Source organism: Rhodopirellula sp. MGV (genome assembly GCF_002251265.1).
In the GTDB taxonomy this organism is placed as follows: domain Bacteria; phylum Planctomycetota; class Planctomycetia; order Pirellulales; family Pirellulaceae; genus Stieleria; species Stieleria baltica_A.
On sequence record NZ_NPDI01000001.1, the window covers coordinates 20,609 to 37,134 of the forward strand.

The 16,526-nt window shown below is 56.0% G+C and carries 12 protein-coding genes; 5 read left to right on the forward strand and 7 right to left on the reverse strand.

Annotation, left to right across the window (positions count from 1 at the left end):
- Positions 1-104: 104 nt before the first annotated feature.
- The 3 genes from CGZ80_RS00060 to gnd all read right to left on the reverse strand — a co-directional run bounded on the left by CGZ80_RS00060 (position 105) and on the right by gnd (position 3,842).
- Positions 105-452, reverse strand: a complete 348-nt coding sequence (locus CGZ80_RS00060; RefSeq protein ID WP_094410737.1) for a hypothetical protein — start codon at positions 450-452, stop codon at positions 105-107.
- 708 nt (positions 453-1,160) lie between these two features.
- Positions 1,161-2,225 (reverse strand): hypothetical protein, encoded by a 1,065-nt coding sequence (locus tag CGZ80_RS00070; RefSeq protein WP_094410739.1) that lies wholly within the window; start codon positions 2,223-2,225, stop codon positions 1,161-1,163.
- Positions 2,226-2,363: 138 nt separating this feature from the next.
- A complete protein-coding gene (gnd, locus tag CGZ80_RS00075; protein ID WP_094410740.1) occupies positions 2,364-3,842 on the reverse strand; it encodes a decarboxylating NADP(+)-dependent phosphogluconate dehydrogenase in 1,479 nt (492 codons plus the stop codon).
- Between the two features lie 373 nt (positions 3,843-4,215).
- On the opposite strand from gnd, the gene CGZ80_RS00080 reads away from it, so the two are divergent.
- From CGZ80_RS00080 to CGZ80_RS00100, 5 genes are all read left to right on the forward strand, one after another.
- Positions 4,216-5,601 carry a DUF1598 domain-containing protein gene (locus CGZ80_RS00080; protein WP_094410741.1) on the forward strand — a complete coding sequence of 462 codons (1,386 nt, stop codon included), beginning with the start codon at positions 4,216-4,218 and terminating at the stop codon, positions 5,599-5,601.
- Positions 5,537-6,448: an arginyltransferase gene (locus CGZ80_RS00085; protein ID WP_094410742.1), complete on the forward strand. Its 912-nt coding sequence runs from the start codon at positions 5,537-5,539 to the stop codon at positions 6,446-6,448. The genes CGZ80_RS00080 and CGZ80_RS00085 overlap by 65 nt, the downstream gene beginning before the upstream one ends.
- A gap of 133 nt (positions 6,449-6,581) precedes the next feature.
- Entirely contained in the window at positions 6,582-8,228 is a 1,647-nt protein-coding gene (locus CGZ80_RS00090) for a DUF1598 domain-containing protein (RefSeq protein ID WP_094410743.1), read from the forward strand.
- Positions 8,229-8,421: 193 nt separating this feature from the next.
- A complete protein-coding gene (locus CGZ80_RS00095) occupies positions 8,422-9,939 on the forward strand; it encodes a metallophosphoesterase (RefSeq protein WP_094410744.1) in 1,518 nt (505 codons plus the stop codon).
- A 23-nt stretch (positions 9,940-9,962) separates the two neighbouring features.
- On the forward strand, positions 9,963-12,191 hold the full coding sequence (locus tag CGZ80_RS00100; RefSeq protein ID WP_103296558.1) for a CHAT domain-containing protein: 2,229 nt from the start codon (positions 9,963-9,965) through the stop codon (positions 12,189-12,191).
- An 18-nt stretch (positions 12,192-12,209) separates the two neighbouring features.
- Here the strand turns inward: CGZ80_RS00100 and CGZ80_RS00105 are convergent, their stop codons facing one another.
- The 4 genes from CGZ80_RS00105 to CGZ80_RS00120 form a co-directional block, all read right to left on the reverse strand.
- Positions 12,210-14,069 carry a chloride channel protein gene (locus CGZ80_RS00105; RefSeq protein WP_094410746.1) on the reverse strand — a complete coding sequence of 620 codons (1,860 nt, stop codon included), beginning with the start codon at positions 14,067-14,069 and terminating at the stop codon, positions 12,210-12,212.
- 180 nt (positions 14,070-14,249) lie between these two features.
- Positions 14,250-15,239, reverse strand: a complete 990-nt coding sequence (locus CGZ80_RS00110; RefSeq protein WP_094410747.1) for an acyl-CoA desaturase — start codon at positions 15,237-15,239, stop codon at positions 14,250-14,252.
- A 448-nt stretch (positions 15,240-15,687) separates the two neighbouring features.
- Positions 15,688-15,900 (reverse strand): small basic protein, encoded by a 213-nt coding sequence (locus CGZ80_RS00115; RefSeq protein WP_094410748.1) that lies wholly within the window; start codon positions 15,898-15,900, stop codon positions 15,688-15,690.
- A gap of 197 nt (positions 15,901-16,097) precedes the next feature.
- Positions 16,098-16,499: a hypothetical protein gene (locus CGZ80_RS00120; protein WP_094410749.1), complete on the reverse strand. Its 402-nt coding sequence runs from the start codon at positions 16,497-16,499 to the stop codon at positions 16,098-16,100.
- Between the last annotated feature and the right edge of the window lie 27 nt (positions 16,500-16,526).

The window sequence follows — 16,526 nt, forward strand, 5'->3', positions numbered from 1 at the left end:
CACCAACGCAAAAGCCGAGAACCCCCGCTAGGAGGTTCACGGCTCTGGTATCGATTGGTCGCTTCGCCGATCCGAACGGTGCGGCGACGATGGACCTTGTGCGACTAGACTCGGGCGGCTTGCGCTTCCAGCTCGAGTGCCAGGGCGGCTTCTTCGGCGATTTGGGCTGCGGTGCGGCGGCGGCGTTTGCGTGGTTTCGCGTTCATCCACTCCTTCGTCAACACCTCGAAGACCTCGGGGGTTTCATAGCGGACGATGTTCTTGCCTTCCGGCATCGGGCCGATCAGGCCACGGAACACGGGCATCCCACGCAACGCAAGATCGGTGCTGCAATCGTCAATCCCGATCTGCTGGTGCGAGACCATTAGCGGATCGATCGATGGGTAATCGGAAATCATCAACGACCCGTCTCGTGAACGTGTCACGACACGGAAGGTGTCTTTCTTGGCCATGGTGCCTCCAAATAAGGAAGTGGCGCTGGAGAGTCTGAGAGGGTTGCGCTCACACCAAACGCCCTCGGGAGTTCACGACCGTTCGTCCGTCAAAGGAGGAGGATGACGAAACAGGTCGCGGGGTCGCGGTAGTCATCACGTGCCGAGCAACGACGTCTGCCCACTGGCTTGACAAGGGGTGTCTTGAACAAGGTCAGCTTAAGGATCAGGACGGCAGACGTCGGTGCTCTAAAGCAACGTGATTCCAACCGACGTTGGGAGGGAGAGGCGTCAGTTGAGCATCGATTCGAGGGTTAATCGAACACCTGTCATATCGACGAACTGGAAACGTCCATGCACGAATCCTCGATGATTGTTACCGCCTTTGTCTCGATCAGGCGACACACCAGGATTCACGCTCTCATTGAGATCGAAAGGTGCAACGCGGTTTACAGTCCCAAGACGCACCGCGCCGTCGACCGTTGTTTTCGACTCGCTCGCTACAGACCGCACAATGCATCCTGTTTTGACCACGAGTTAAGAACTCCGATCCATCACAACTCTACAACGTGATTCTTCACCCCGCTCAAGAAACCGTCCTGCAGTCAGACGGTCCGCCAGCGACCCTTCCATGATGATTCGTATCAAACACATCGCATCCATGATCAATGCGACTGCTAGTTTCAGTACGATCGGCGCAGGCGAAACAAGACGACCTCAACCAGATCACTATCGTTTGTTCCCGGTTTCAATCGGGGAAGCGGAATCAGCAGAAAGGCTCGCGATCACTTGGCCTAGCAATGTGCCGCGACTTGGTAAGTGTGTTTCTACCTGTCGCGTGAGCGGTAGCGTGACCGAACCGTCCAGGCGAATTGTGGTGCCAGCCAAATCGATGCCCGGTTGTCCCGCAGGAAGGTATGCGTCCGCGGCGTCGGGACCGAAATCGATTCCGCCGATTTGAAGTTTGACTGGAGGTCGTGCCGAGAAATCGGCTCGGCGGGGAGAACCGACTTGAATGTGCGCGGCAAGGTCGGTGCTGTATCGGTCGAGTGAGTGATTGGTGGTCCATCGCATCACTGAGGACAAGTTTTCGTCTGAAGATAGTCGGATCGCGACCGCCCGACGCATTCTGCGGTCGTCCAGGGGGGCGTTTAGTTTCGCAATCAGCCGAGACAAAAGATCTGCCGCGATCGTTTCTTCACTTTCGGCGAACGCGTTGCTTGCCACAATGATGCCGACGTAGTCACGCAATAACCAATCCGCTGGCTCGGAAAGACGTGACAGGTACAACGAGTCGATTTGGCGAGAGCGCACGACGGTCGCTTTCAATCGATCGAGCTGCTTGTTGAGCCGGGGGAAAGTCTCATCCGGATCGCCGAGGACCCAGATCGATTTGGCGTGTCGGTAAACGTCACCGAGTGTTGCGGTTACATTCCCGTCTCGACCAATCGTGTTTGCAAAGGCGCGTTCGCTTGGATCGCGTTCCGCTGATGAAAGTCGAATGCGTGACTGGACCAGCCAATCGACCAAGCGTTTGGATTCTTCGATCGTCGGTTGGTTGACCGAAAGAATCGGCACAGCGGGCAGTTTCAACCTCCTGAGAAAATCATCGACCACAAGTGATTGATCATCGATCAGTCGATCGTGCAGGCGAGCGACGGTGCCGTGTTTGAATGAGGCCAGTTCGGCGGAGGCTCGTTCACATTCCGCGATCTGTGCCCAATCACCGTTGCCGCCCCAAGGTAGGTCATCGCAGCCAAGCGGGCAAAAAGGGCAAACGTAGGTGAACGCCACAGAATAGAACCTCAGGGAATCGAAGAAAGCTGGCGAGATGATCTCGCCGTGGCGATTCTACCATGATGGTGGCAGGGCGTCTTTCGCGTGCCCCGATATGACGGGGCAGTCGCCCCGTCACCAATCACAATGGAGTGACTAAGCCTTGGGCTCTTTGCGAAGGTCCAACCATTCGGTGTGGAACGTCCCTTCCTTATCGGTGCGTTGATAAGTGTGTGCACCGAAGTAATCACGTTGGGCTTGCAGCAAGTTGGCGGGCAAGCGAGCCAAGCGGTACCCATCGTAGTAGCACAACGCGGTGCTGAACGCGGGAACGGGGATGCCCATGACCGACGCCAACGCAACGACTTTGCGCCATTTCTCTTGGCAGTTCTCGACAGCGTCTTCGAAGTACTTGTCGAGCAGCAGGTTTTCCAAGTTTGGCTCGTTATCGAACGCTTCCTTGATGCGATCGAGGAACTGAGCACGGATGATGCAGCCGCCACGCCACAGCAACGCAGCCGCACCGTAGTCGAGACCCCAGCCGTGTTCTGCGGATGCGGCTTGCAATTGCACGAAACCTTGAGCGTAAGAAACGATCTTGGAAGCGTAGAGTGCTTGGCGAACAGCCTCGATGAATTCGGCTTTGTTGCCGATCAGTGCTTTGGCGACCGCTTGAAGTTCGGGGTTCGACGATTCGGAGGGGCCGTTCAATTTTTCGCTGGCGCGGACACGAGCTTCCTTTTGCGCGGACAGTCCACGAGCGAAGACAGCGGTGGTGACCAGGGTGCTGGGGACGCCGAGGTCCAAAGCAAGTTGGCTCATCCACTTCCCGGTGCCCTTGGCGCCAGCGACGTCCAGGATTTTGTCGACCAAGAAATCGCTGCCGCCTTGGTCGTCTTTGACGCTGAAAATGTCGCGGGTGATTTCGATCAGGTAGCTTTGCAGTTCGCCTTCGTTCCAGGATTCGAAGACGTCGTAAAGTTCCTCGTTGGTCAATCCGCCGAGTTCGTGAAGCAATTGGTATGCTTCACAGATCAGCTGCATGTCGCCGTATTCGATGCCGTTGTGCACCATTTTGACGTAGTTGCCGGCGCCACCGCTGCCGAGCCACTCGCAGCAGGGAATGTCGTTGTTCGGGCCGACTTTGGCGGCGATCGACTGAAACATTTCTTTGATGTGCGGCCAGGCGTCAGCACTACCACCCGGCATCAAGCTCGGGCCTTTCAGTGCGCCTTCTTCGCCACCACTGACGCCACAGCCGACGTACAACAAACCGGCTTCTTCGACCTGCTTGACGCGGCGCTCGGTGTGCTCAAAGTATTCGTTTCCACCGTCGATGATGATGTCGCCCGGTTCGCAGAACGGCAGCAATTGTTCGATGATTGCGTCAACGGCGGGACCTGCTTTGACCAGCATCATCAATTTGCGAGGGCGTTTGACGGATTTGACAAACTCCTCGATCGAGTGGGTGCCGACGAAGTTTTTGCCAGCCGCACGACCGTTGATCAGCTCGTCTACCTTGCTGGTGGTTCGGTTGTACACAGCGACCTTGTATCCACGACTCTCGACGTTGAGGGCCAGATTCTCGCCCATAACTGCCAAGCCAATTAATCCAAAATCGCAATCGCCGCTCATTTTTGTGCTCTTCAGGCATTGAGGTGTGAAGTGTTTGTAGGTTGGAGATTCTACGGCGTGGTAAAAAAACCGAAAGCCGGGGACTCGGTCACTAGTGGAGAGCTACACTTAAATTAGGTGCGGTACGGGGTTTGCATGTGTGCAAATCTGCCGATCCGTTGCGATCGCACCCCGTCTCCGGTTTCACCGACTGCCCCCACAGCGGCAAAAAACTCGCTCGACCCCGATTTCCCGCAGGCTTTCGCGCGCATTCTGGGCCGATTTTGGCTTGTTTCTTGCTCGGAGGCAGGTGACTAATTACTGTCACACTCCTGTATCTCATCCTTCCGACGCTCCGAATCTTCTGGTCGCGACCTTGAAATTGGTTTTCCCGATGAATCGTCCTTTCCGCGCCATTCCCATCGCCTTGGCCGTTTTGTTGCTTTCGTTCCCTTCGGCCTTGATGGCACAGGACAACGGTGGCGGCACCACCTTTGATTTTGGCCAGCCCATCGCGGGTGTCGACATCGATGCCAAGGGCGTCTTGAAAGTCCGAACCTTTGATCCTCGCGTCGCGCGTCAGCGTTTGATGGCAGCCCGCCAGCAACGCGACAATGACTTGATGCGAACCAGCGAGTTGCGAAAGGTTTCGTTGCAGCGATTGGAAAAAGTGGCTCAAGAACAGCTTGCCACCAAAGGCGAGTTGAGTGACGACCTGAAAGCGCTCGCGGGACTGACCAGTGTTCAGTACGTGTTCTACTATCCCGAAACCCAAGACATCGTGTTGGCGGGACCTGCCGAAGGTTTTGTCGCCGATCCGACCGAGCGATTTGTCGGAATCGACAGTGGCAAGCCAACAGTGTTGCTCGAAGATCTCGTGACCGCTTTGCGTGCATTCGCCCCCAGCGGACAACCGACGGGTGTCATTAGTGTGTCGATCGACCCGACCGCCGAAGGCCTGCAGCGAATGCAGCAGTTCCTCGCTTCGGTCCGCGGCCGTGTTCGTCCAAGCGACGCACAGCAACTGGCTCAAGGACTGAAAAATAACCTTGGATTGCAGACTGTTTCGATCAATGGCATCCCGAACGACACTCACTTCGCACGCGTGTTGGTCGAGGCGGATTACCGCATGAAGTTGATCGGTATCGGTCTGGAGCGTTTGCCGGTCCCCGTGAAAAGCTATGTTGATCGGGCTAATCCAGCCACCGTCGCTGCCAATGCCATGGAACGTTGGTACTTCCAGCCTCGCTATGACGGAATCTCGGTCAGCGAAGACGGTTTGGCGATGAAAATTAACGAGCGTGGCGTTCAGTTGGTCGGCGAGAACGAACGCGTTGCTGGCGGCAACCGCACGATCACCAAGCGAGTCAACAAAGCCAGCCAAGCCTTCTGTGAAGACTTCACCGAGAAATTCCCGCTGATCGCCGAACGCGTTCGAATCTATGCAGAACTCCGTCAGCTGATGGACATCTCGATCGCCGCCGCCTACATCCAAGAACAAGATTTCTACGGCCAATCCGGCTGGGCAATGCCCGCGTTGGGTAGCGAAGACACGGTTGCGGTTCAGACCTACACCGCACCAGAGCAAGTCGAAACGGCTGTCAACGCGATTTGGCGTGGCAACACGCTGATGACCCCACTCGGTGGCGGCGTCCAAATGCAGCCTCGTAAAGCGTTGACCTCGGAAAACTTGGTCGTTGACCACGAAGGCAAGAATGATGCGATCAAGCAATCCGCCGGGCCTGCTGATTTGGCAGATGGCCAGTGGTGGTGGGACTGATTCGCTTTTTCACCTCGAGAGCTCTAGACTGGTCAACGAAGGTTACCCTTGGTTGGCCAGTTTTTTTATGGATCGGAAGACATCCGCTACGCCCGAATCAGCCGCGATCGCCTCGTCCGGCACGGCTCCGCGAAAGCCTGCTCGTTTACCGATGTTGGTCGTCTATGACCAGACACAGGATTGTCCTTATCGAGATGGGTTAACCGCGCGAATGCCGCTGGAGCATCCGGTGACGCGCATTCGCCCAAACGATTTGGACGAGCTGTTGGCGTTTGGGTACCGTCGCACAGGGCCATTTTTCTATCGAACCAGCTGCCCGACCTGTGACGCTTGTATTCCCGTTCGCGTGAACGTGAACGAGTTTCGGCCGTCCGCGTCGATGCGACGCATTCTTAATCGAAGCGATAAAGAGCTGGACGTTTCCTGGGGGCAACCGTTGTTGAATGAAGAGCGGCTAACGCTTTTTAATCGACATCGTCTCGAACGCGGCCTGACCGAACGCGGGCCCAGCACGCTGGCCGACTACCACGAATTTTTAGTCTCCACGAGTGTTGAGACATGGGAGATCGCTTTTCGACGTGAAGGCGAATTGATCGGTATCGCGATCACCGATGTTGCCACCGATTCTCTCAACGCGGTGTACACCTACTTTGATCCAGATCACGCCAGATATTCGATCGGGACCTTGGCGATCTTGTCTCAATTTCGCCGGGCTCTCGAAACGCGGCGTCGATACGTCTACTTGGGGCTGTATGTCGCCGACAATTCACATTTGAATTACAAGGATCGCTTCGTCCCGCAGGAACGAAGGCTGGACGGAGAGTGGGTTCGGATTGAGGCAAAGTGATACAGCTTGTGCCGCAGTATTTTGCAACACTCGGTGCCGCGCCGAATTGGTGAAGCGATAAAATCGGTTTGGCACAAAATTTTCTACTTCTCTCTCGTCCGCCACACCACCTTTCTTTTGGAGACACCGTCCGATGAGACAAGTCCGATCATGGAGTTTTGGCGTCCCGGTGTTCCTTTGCGTATCCGTCGCACTCGTAAGCGTTTTGGGAAGCAATGCACTTGTGAGCAGTGTTGCAGCTCAGGGCTTACAGAATGTAGACCGACGGACGCAGCAGGCGATCGAGACAGGTGAATTCGCCGTGGCCAAGTCGACGGTGTTGAAAACTGTTTCCGGCACTAGCGCACGTGATTCGTTGCTTGGGCAGGTTGCCGCGCGTCAGGCATCGATTGGTGAGACGTCGGCCGCATCGCAGACGTTGCGTGGTGTTGCATCGGCTGACGTAAGGCAAAGCGTCGTCGATCAGGCCGGGCATGCCCGCGGCGGTAGCTCCATGGCTGACTTCACCACATTGATGCAATTGATCGAAACCACGGTGGTGCCTGATACATGGGAGGCACTTGGCGGAAACAGCACCATGGCGCCTTATCCCCAGGGTGTGTTCGTCGATCCCAATGGGACGTTGGTCGAATCGCCGGTGGAGTCCACAGATGCTTTTGCGGGCACTTGGGGAGACCTGAAAACGTTGCTGGCGTCATCGGATACTGGCGTTCAGCGTGACTGGCGTTTGCCATCGGGGATGCGTTGTGTTTCGTTGCGAAGATTGCGAGACACAGTTTTGCAGCGACGATTGCTCGGCCAGGATCTCGGCGATGCGATTGTGAATATGGCTGGCCTTTCCAATGTCCAGTATGTCGTGTTGACCGAGGACGACGTTTTGCTTGCGGCATCGGTTGGCGGAATCGAGCAGAACGAGGGCTGGTTTGTTGATCGGCGAACTGGTCGCACACCACTGCGATACGATTTCTTGGCTCGCAGCTTTGCTGCCGCGATTGGCAACGAACCCTTCGGTTGCACGATCGATCCTACCCCGACCGGGATGGAAAACGCGATGCGTGTGGCAAGTGAAATTCAAACGGGGAAGCGTCCAATCGGGAAGGCCGCGGACGATTTGGCAACTGCATTAGGTATGCAGCGGGTCGAAGTGTTTGGGTCGGCGGCGGACAACGCGGTTGCCTTGCTGATGGTCGAAGCAGATCGCCACATGAAGCAACTTGCGCTCGGCGAGTTTCCGATGCCCGACGGGGCCAAAAACTACCTCGACGCTGTTGACGCGTTGATCGATCAAGGGCCGCCCAGCGATTTGTTGCTGCGTCTTTGGTTTACGAACGAAGCGATGCGAGTCCGTTGTGATCCGGACCAGCATGTTTTTGAACTCAGTGGTACCCCGATCAAGTTAAGCCGTGAAAACCAACGTGCGTTGGCCAATGGAAATCGTGGGGATGTGATTGCCGATCCACGCAGCACCATGTTTGTTGACGACTTCAATCGCAACTGGACGCGAATCCGCGATGCTTATCCAATCTATGGTGCGTTGGAATCGCTTTATCATGCTGCCGCAGCAGCGCAGTTGGTCTGCCGATACGGCACGCAGCATCAAGAGTTGTTTGCCGGAATTGCGAGTGACGAAGATGCGGTCGAATGGCTGCTTCACACGCCAAGGCAAGTAGCGTCGATCGCGACCAAGCACACCGTTCGCAAAGGCTCGCAAAGGCACCACATCATCTTGGCAAGTGGGGCGTCGATATCTCTCCAGCCAATACGATTTCACCCGATGTGATCACGTATGCCTCGTTGACGGACTACCGAACGGCGGCAGATCGAAAACCGCTTGTAATTGATCGCTGGTGGTGGGACGTGCGTTAAAGTTCCGCGTTTTCATCGCATAACTGGTGGGAGCCGATCCCTCCGCATGAACGGCTGATTATGATTGCACCGAATGGTTGTTGTCAGATGCCTTGCGGGGGTGTGGTGTGGGCTCGGATTTTCAGCGTGCTTTTGTAGTCAGTGATTTACATCTTGGCGGCGAAGATGGGTTCCAAATGTTCTCGGCCGGAGAACGCTTCGAGCGTTTTTGCGAGAACATCTCCCGTGACATCTGCTACGAAAATCCGACGCTGCTGCTAATCAACGGCGACTTCGTCGATTTCTTAGCCGAACCTGGCGCACGCTGTTGGAACCCCGCACGTGCAAAGGATTGGTTGCGTGAGCTCTTTGGACGCCAGGCTTTCGAGCCCGTCCTCAACGGGCTTAGGCGTTTCTTATCGTGCGACGGGGCACAGCTAACGATCGTCCTCGGCAACCACGATTTAGAGCTCGCGTTGACCGAGGTGACTGAAACTCTGACGGGGATGTTGGCAAACAACGACCCGCTTCGGAGAAGTCGAATTGAAACCATTTTTGATGGTTGCGGTTACCGGTTTCAAGTTGGAAATGCGAAGGCGTTGGCCGCGCATGGAAACGAAACCGATGGGAATAACTTCACGAGATTCGATGAGCTCCGCCGAATCAACTATGAGCTTCGAATCCACAACGAGTCGGCATTCAGCGACGCATGGTGTCCAAGTGCTGGCGCCGCCTTTGTCGTCGACGCGGTCAACAAGGTCAAACGAAATCTGCCGTTTGTGGATTTGTTGAAGCCCGACGAGGCGGCTGTTTCGGCGATCGTCACGCTTGCCCCGCAATACCTTTCGCTAGCGCAGCAACTCGCCGAGATGAAGGCTGCGAGTATTGTCAACGACTTGCGTCGCCCGGCGTCGGAACTTCGTTTTTTGAGTTCGGGGGCAGATGTTGGGCCGTCGGCAAAGCCCGATCGCTTGGCGATCGAACGTCGTGCGACCGAGTATGTTCGCAATCCGAATTTGTCGCCAGACGATCTGATCTACGGCGACTGGGAAGGCACGTTGGGCGTTGGTGAATGGATCTCACGCCTAAGTAATTCTGCGACAGACTTGGCCAACGAAGGGATTTCGTGGATCGACAAGGCAGGCAACTGGGTTGGTGACCAAGTCGATCAATCCAAACGCAAGTTTCAGCTGCGAGCACTTCGTTCGGCACTGCACCCATACGCTGCAGTCAACAAGCTTGCCCAACTGTCGTCGAGCGATGAAGACCTATTGAAAATGGTCAAAGGGAGTTACGACGTCGTGTTCGCCGGTCACACCCATGCACGACGATTTGCACAGCGTCGTTCACCGACAAGTGGCAAAACGCTCGGTTGGTACATCAACACCGGGACATGGGCGGGATTGATGTCTGTCGATCATGCCACGCTGCAAAATGACGATCGATTCGGCGAGCTATATGACCTGTTGCGTCAGAGAGATCGCAATGCTCTTCAGCAGTCACGCTGGTTTCGAAACGAATGCACGGTCGCTGTGATGCAGACCGGCTATGCGGGCTGCGAACTGAGTTTGAAAGAGGTGGATGAGCAAGGCAACTTGGTTGATCCGGAATTGGCAGGTGAGTCGAACCAGGCCGTCATCGCATAGTGCAATCGCATCGAAGGAACATCATGAAAGGCAAACGAGTCCGCACCGTCGAGTTGCAATTGTTGCGTCATGGACCGCCACACAATCAACTTTTGTCTCCGCTGACGAATTACTTGGCGCTCTGTGGCGACCATCCCAATACCACCTTGAATTTCCCGATCGAACACGAGTCCCTTGTCGTGCAACTTCGGACGCTACGCTATCGCGATAGCGAAGAAACACGTCGTATCCAAATGCACGAGGCAGCCAGTTTGGTCGCAGGAATGTTGGCGGATGTCCCAGGGCTGATTTCCGAATTGGGGTATCGTGACTCGAGCGCCGAAGCGCTGGTGCACTTAAGCATCGCATCGAGTGCGAGCGAGCTTTCACTGGTGCCTTTCGAGTTGTCCAATGCGCCCCCAGGCTTTCCCGGATCGGGCGGTCCGCTCAGTCTGCAAACTGAATTTCCAGTGTGCATCACCCGGCGCAGTCGCAACGTTCGCTGCGAAATGTTCAAGTGGGACGCCAAACCGCGTGTGCTGATGATCGCGTCTGAGGCTGGCGGAAGTGTCCCTTTGGAGTCTCACTATGCGCTGCTCAGGCGATTGCTTGAACCTTGGATTGCGTATGATTTCACCACCGGCAATGTCAACGACGAGGCGCCTCCGATCGACTTCAACCGTGAGTCGCTCGATGAGTACCTTGTGCTGTTGGCGGACGCATCGGTGAAAGAGATCAATGATACGATCCGTGACGCGATTGATCAGAATCGTGCGTTTACACACATTCATGTATTGGCCCACGGATGTCGATTGCCGTTTCAGTCGGAAAGCTTCGGCGTCGCGTTGAAGAACCCGTCATCCGGTGAGCACGACCCAGTCGACGGCAAGCGTCTGGGGCTATTGCTGAGTGGCAAGCTGATTGACGACCCAAGGATGGGCGTCAATAACAAGAACGTTCGTCCTTTGTCAGTGACGTTGGCCGTGTGTGATTCGGGCAACAAAGGGATCGATGTCGCAAAGCCTGGGGCAAGTGTCGCGTTTCATGTCCACGAAGCCGGTATCCCGTTGGTGATCGGGTCTCAGTTTCCGTTGACCAAAAGCGGATCGGTTGTGTTTGCGGATAGCATCTATCGTCAACTGCTAAATGGTGCCGATCCGCGGGTGGGGCTTTGGGAGGCACGCAGGGAATTGTTCGCGTTAAGTGCCGAACGCGGTGATGCCGTTGGAAGACACGACTGGGCTTCGATCATTGCTTTCGCCGCGTTCCCTCACAATATCGAAATCCAGGCCAAGCAACTGGAATGTGATCAGATAAAACGCCGCATGGCGGTCAAGCTGAAATCGGGTGATGGCGCGATTGGTGAGCAGAAGATCGGCAGTTCGTCCAACCAATCCGAAACGATTATTCCGCCGCACTTCGATAAGTTGGCATGCGAAGTTGCCGATGAGGTCAAGCAATTTGATCGCTTCGTGGACGCGAACAAGCGTTCGAAAACGTACGTCGAAATGCTTGGGATTTCGGCAAGTGCAAACAAGCGGGCTGCGGAGCTGTTGTGGATCAATCAAAGCAACTCCGAGGACTCACCTGATGACGTATGGATGGAATTCGTCTGGCGCTCGCACTATCGCTACATGTTGATTACTGACTTGGATGCGAACCATTCCTGGGCGTTGGTTCAAACGTTGTTTCTAAAACGCTTCATCAGTTTTTATAGTTCTGACAACGGATACACCGACGACCTTTCGTGGCCGGAAACCGAATTGCTTGGTGGTGAAGACTCATTGTTTCAAACTTGGTTTCAAACGATGTATCTGTGTCGCGAAAAAGAATTGCTGGAATCGCAAACCAATCGACAGAAGATTTGGCATTTGACCGATCTGATTGAGCTTGCATTGCTGCGCACGTTGATTCCAGGTTTCGAAAAGCCTTCCACGGTACGGCTCCAATTGCGTGAGCGGTTTTCGTTGAAGAACGTTGTGAAATGGCTCAAGACAATCGACAGGCTCGATGTACTTGAGCGTGCCAATCACGAACAGGTCAACGCGTCCTACAGTGGCTATCGCCAAATCCTTCGCTACCGACGCTTCGCCGAGATGATGTACTCCGATCCCGATCGAACGGGGTACCGATATAAGCAACGCTCACGTCGAATGACGGGGGAGCCCGGTGGCGGGTACCAAAAACTGATCGCTCGCTATGGCGAGTTTCGTGAGATGTTCGAACGCGTCGAGAGGCACATTCGTGAGCAAATCGAAATTCGCGATGCCTGATCAATAGAGCGTTGAGGTTTAGTGTTCCGTCTCGTAGCGTTTCAAGTCGACGAGCCGGCGATTGTAGGCATCGATGGTTTCTTTGCGGCGGAGCATGCCGAGCAGTTTGCCCGGTTTTTCTGGATCGATCACCGGCAGTTCGTCCAGGTTCAATGAGGTGAACCGTTTCAGAGCGGTATTGAGGTTGTCCTTCGGCGCGACGGCGATGAAGTCACTGATCATGACGTCTTTCGCATTGACCAAGGTCCACAGCGTGTCGTCGTAAAGATAGGCCCGAACATCTTCGTCGCTAAAGATGCCGATCATGTTGTCGTCGGCATCGATCACGGGGAAGTAATGTTGATTGGTGTAGGCCAAGCCATGGACGATGTCATCTAGCGTCATGCCTTCGGAAATCAGGACCAGGTGTTGATCTTTGCGATAGATGTCTTCGACCCGCAGGCCTTCGAGGACATCGACGATGAAATCACCGCGGTGAGCACGTGAGTCCATCCGAGTTGGAACCTGTTTCTCGTACAGGCGGAATCGTCGGCAGGTGAAAAACGTAAGCGTCGAGACCAGCATGGTCGGCAGCAGCAGTCCGTAGTCTCCGGTCAAGGCACGTACCATGATGATGGTCGAGATCGGTGCACGCGCGACGCCTGAAAAGAATCCGGCCATGCCTACGACGGCGAAGGCCTCCGGTTCGCTGACCAAGTCGGGGACGATCGCTTGAAATGTCAGCCCGATCGCTGCCCCGATACAGCCCCCGATCACCATCGATGGACCAAAGATACCGCCTGCCCCTCCCGACGAGATTGTCAGGGCAGCGGTCAGAGCTTTTCCGACGGCGATGGTCAACAGCAGTGGGATGCCCATCTGCGTCGCCGCCGTTACTGCGGTTTGCAATGAGCCGTAGCCGGTGCCCAGCACACCAAGTACTCGAGTGTCGCCGCGAAAAGCGTAGAGCAGACCGATTGCGGTCAGTCCGGCGAGGCCCGCGCCGATCGCCGGTCGAAAGTGTGGCAGGATTGGCAACCGCTCGAACAGGTTCCGTGTACCTCGCAAAACACCGACGTAACCTGTCGCGACGAACGTGAGCACGATCGCCAGCACCGCGTAAGGGAGTAACTCGACCGGAGTGTTGAAGACGTGCTGGAGGTCGTCGCCGAAGAGCGGCACAAAACGCGATTCGGCGGGGAGCGATTGCGTGTAGATGCTGTACGCGATCACCGCAGCGGCAGAAGACGGCAGGATCACGTCTGCTTCTAAGTCCGCGTCGCTATACAGGATTTCGCCCGCGAAGATAGCTCCGGCCAAAGGTGCACGGAAGATCGCTCCGACGCCGGCGCCCATTCCGGCGGCCAAGAGGATTCGTCGTTCTCGGTTGGAAAGATTTAGCTTGTTGCTGAGTGCCGATGCGAAGCCGGCAGAGATTTGAGCGATCGGGCCTTCACGGCCGCCCGATCCGCCGGTACCGAGAGTGATCGCGGACGCGAGTGTTTTGACAAACGGGATGCGAGCTTGGATGCGGCCTTGGCGATTGTGAAACGCATCCAACGCCGCGTCGGTTCCTGCGCCCGCCGCTTCGGGGGCCAGGCTGTAGACCAGCACGCCGCTCGCCAGCCCGCCTGCGGTCATGATCAGCACGATCCACCAGGGCGAAAACGTCGCCGCGGGACCACCCAAGACGCTTTCAAAACGCGAAAACTCGCCCAGTGCTTCGGGGGGAGAGTATCCAGCAATCTGGATCAGCGTCATGCGAATGATCAGCTGACCGAGAACATCAAACGCAATCGCGGCGACCCCAGACGAAACACCAACGACGGTCGCCAAGATGATCCACTTGGCGGACGTTTGGAATCCGAATGCTGAGTTAAGTCGTCGTAGGGTGCGCACCTTGGTTCTTTCGTCGTGCCCGCGCTGGAGGAATTTTCGGTGAATCTACACCGACCGCGGATGCACGCAATGGCAAGCAAACCTTTGACAAGAACTGGCACCCACGCTGGCGGATCAATGTTGTCGAGAAACACCAATACCCGCCCGGTGATCGAGATCCAGTCTATCGCGTCGACTGTGCTATCGCATCGACTTGGGACGCACGACGTCTTTGGCGAGTCCGACGATTTCCATCATCCGGATGATTCGCCATGACATGTCGAACTCCCACCAGCGGTGTCCGTGCGCCGCGGCACGCGGTTCGGCGTGGTGGTTGTTGTGCCAACCTTCACCGTGCGAGAACAACGCGACTAACCAGTTATTGCGGCTGGCGTCACGTGTTTCGTAGTTGCGGTATCCGAACACGTGGGCGATCGAGTTCACGGCCCAGGTGCCGTGCAATACAAACACGGTGCGGACAGCAACGCCCCAAACGAAATAGCTTGCCGCGTAACGCATCGCTTCACTGCCGCCACCGACAAGGTAACCGACCAACGCACCGATCAAAGTCATTGCGATGGCATGTGCGATGTAAACCATGAACCAGCCGCCGCGCCGTTCGAGACGCAGGTAAAACGGGTCACGAAGCAGGTCACGCACATAGCGTTCGTAGTGACTGGTCCGATCAAAGTCACGGTGGCGAATCACGACCCAACCGACATGTCCCCACAAGAAGCTGACCAGCGGCGAGTGCGGATCCTCTTCTTTGTCGCTGTGTTGGTGGTGCATCCGGTGAATCGCAACCCAGCGTGCGGGCGAATCCTGAAGGTTGCACATGCCAAGAATCGCGAACGTATGTTCCAGCCATTTGGGGCAGCTGAAACCACGGTGTGTAAGCAACCGATGGTATCCGATCGTGATGCCGAGCATCCCAAAGAAAAAGTGCCCGCCAATCGCGATCACCAATCCAGACCAGGTGAATAGCTGGGGCACGAATGCCAGCGCCGCGATCAAGTGGACGAGCGAAAGGACAGCGACATATTCCCACATCACCCGCGTTGGGCGAGTCTTTTCGGGAGTTGCTAGTCGGCCGCCGGGCGTTTGTGTTGTTTCTTCAGCGGCAGCGTCCGCCGCCACATCGGATTCGGGGGCAACGGTGACTGGACTCGCTTCGGTGGATGATTCGATCATGTTTCGATGGGTTGCACGAGTGCGTGAACGCGGGGAGGCATCACTGGACGGCATGGTCTCGGCACGATTGAAGGGAGAAGAGGTTGCGAAGGTCGCAAAACCTGGATCGAGTTGTATGCTAATCCAGGATTTGAATGTGAGGCCAATCTTGTGGGGGAGACCGCGTCAGTGTGTCGCGAGACACAAACTGATTCCCACCCGCGACGTGTCTGAGTCGCACTTCAATTGTGCCTAAAACGCACGTTTTGGAACCACTGGGGAAGATCCGCGAATGGCAGAGCAGCCGCGCCGCGGGGGCGTTGGTAGTGCTCGTGTGGCCTGTCTTGAAGGGATTGCTTGGCCGTGTGGCGCTAACCGACGCGGCATGCTATTGGACCCATCAGCCATAAAAAAATCGCCTTCCGCGAACACGAAAGGCGATCGAGAATTTCGGCAACGATCAAGCAGACTACTTCTTTTTCTTTTCGTCTTCGGCTTTCTTGACCTTCTTCTTCTTCTTCAGCGAAACCTTCAGCACGCGTGTCTTCGGCATTCCGAGCACGTCTTCGGATTCGTTGAACTTTTCTTGCCGTTGCAACTGGGCGATCCGCTCCGCACGGGTCAGCACGTTTCGCGTCTTGATCGCCCCGGCACGTACCTTTAGGCTACGATCGAGCGTCATGGTAGGTTTCCTCGGGGAGCAGTTGAATTGGAATAACGTATTTCCGAGGGTGGAAATACCGTCGTGTTCGTCTTTGGAAGGTCGCGAAGGATACGACCTCACGACTGAATCCGCAAGGTTATCGAGTCATTTTGCGGTGATAAAACAGCCGTTTTTGCACCAATCATCGAAATAGTCGCTGATGTGGTGCCGGGGGGTTAGGGTTTTCGCAGGTAACCAGCGCTGGTTTGGAAGTATTTGCGGCGGCGGACGGCCCCCCGATCGGCTTCCGCGGAGGCCGACTGCAGGTCTTCCAGGTTTGCGGCGCAGTACCGGCACCCGATGGTTTGTAGGTGAAAGTCGATGTAGCCCGCCTGGTCGTCGGAAAGGATCCCGAGCAGATGTTGCCCGAGTTCTTCTCGCGATGGGCAGGACAGTCGTTTGCGCTGCCAGATCGCGGCGAGCGTGTGCAGGCCTGCGGATTCACGGCCACTGACTTGGACCAAACGATTGCGAAGGCCCTCGTCGTGACGTAACTGCGATTCCAACTCCGAAGACCGTTCGCTGCACAAGGCTTCGTCAAGGAACGCGGTCAGTTCGGCATCGGAAAAGTCTGGCATGGGGTCTCGTCAGTTTGCGAGCTTGGT

Bases quoted from the DNA above. Each gene is read 5' to 3' on its own strand.
- CGZ80_RS00110 (WP_094410747.1), bottom strand. From the start codon at position 15,239: ATGATCGAATCATCCACCGAAGCGAGTCCAGTCACCGTTGCCCCCGAA.
- CGZ80_RS00080 (WP_094410741.1), top strand. From the start codon at position 4,216: ATGAATCGTCCTTTCCGCGCCATTCCCATCGCCTTGGCCGTTTTGTTG.
- CGZ80_RS00115 (WP_094410748.1), bottom strand. From the start codon at position 15,900: ATGACGCTCGATCGTAGCCTAAAGGTACGTGCCGGGGCGATCAAGACG.
- CGZ80_RS00060 (WP_094410737.1), bottom strand. From the start codon at position 452: ATGGCCAAGAAAGACACCTTCCGTGTCGTGACACGTTCACGAGACGGG.
- CGZ80_RS00090 (WP_094410743.1), top strand. From the start codon at position 6,582: ATGAGACAAGTCCGATCATGGAGTTTTGGCGTCCCGGTGTTCCTTTGC.
- CGZ80_RS00100 (WP_103296558.1), top strand. From the start codon at position 9,963: ATGAAAGGCAAACGAGTCCGCACCGTCGAGTTGCAATTGTTGCGTCAT.
- CGZ80_RS00120 (WP_094410749.1), bottom strand. From the start codon at position 16,499: ATGCCAGACTTTTCCGATGCCGAACTGACCGCGTTCCTTGACGAAGCC.
- gnd (WP_094410740.1), bottom strand. From the start codon at position 3,842: ATGAGCGGCGATTGCGATTTTGGATTAATTGGCTTGGCAGTTATGGGC.
- CGZ80_RS00085 (WP_094410742.1), top strand. From the start codon at position 5,537: ATGATGCGATCAAGCAATCCGCCGGGCCTGCTGATTTGGCAGATGGCC.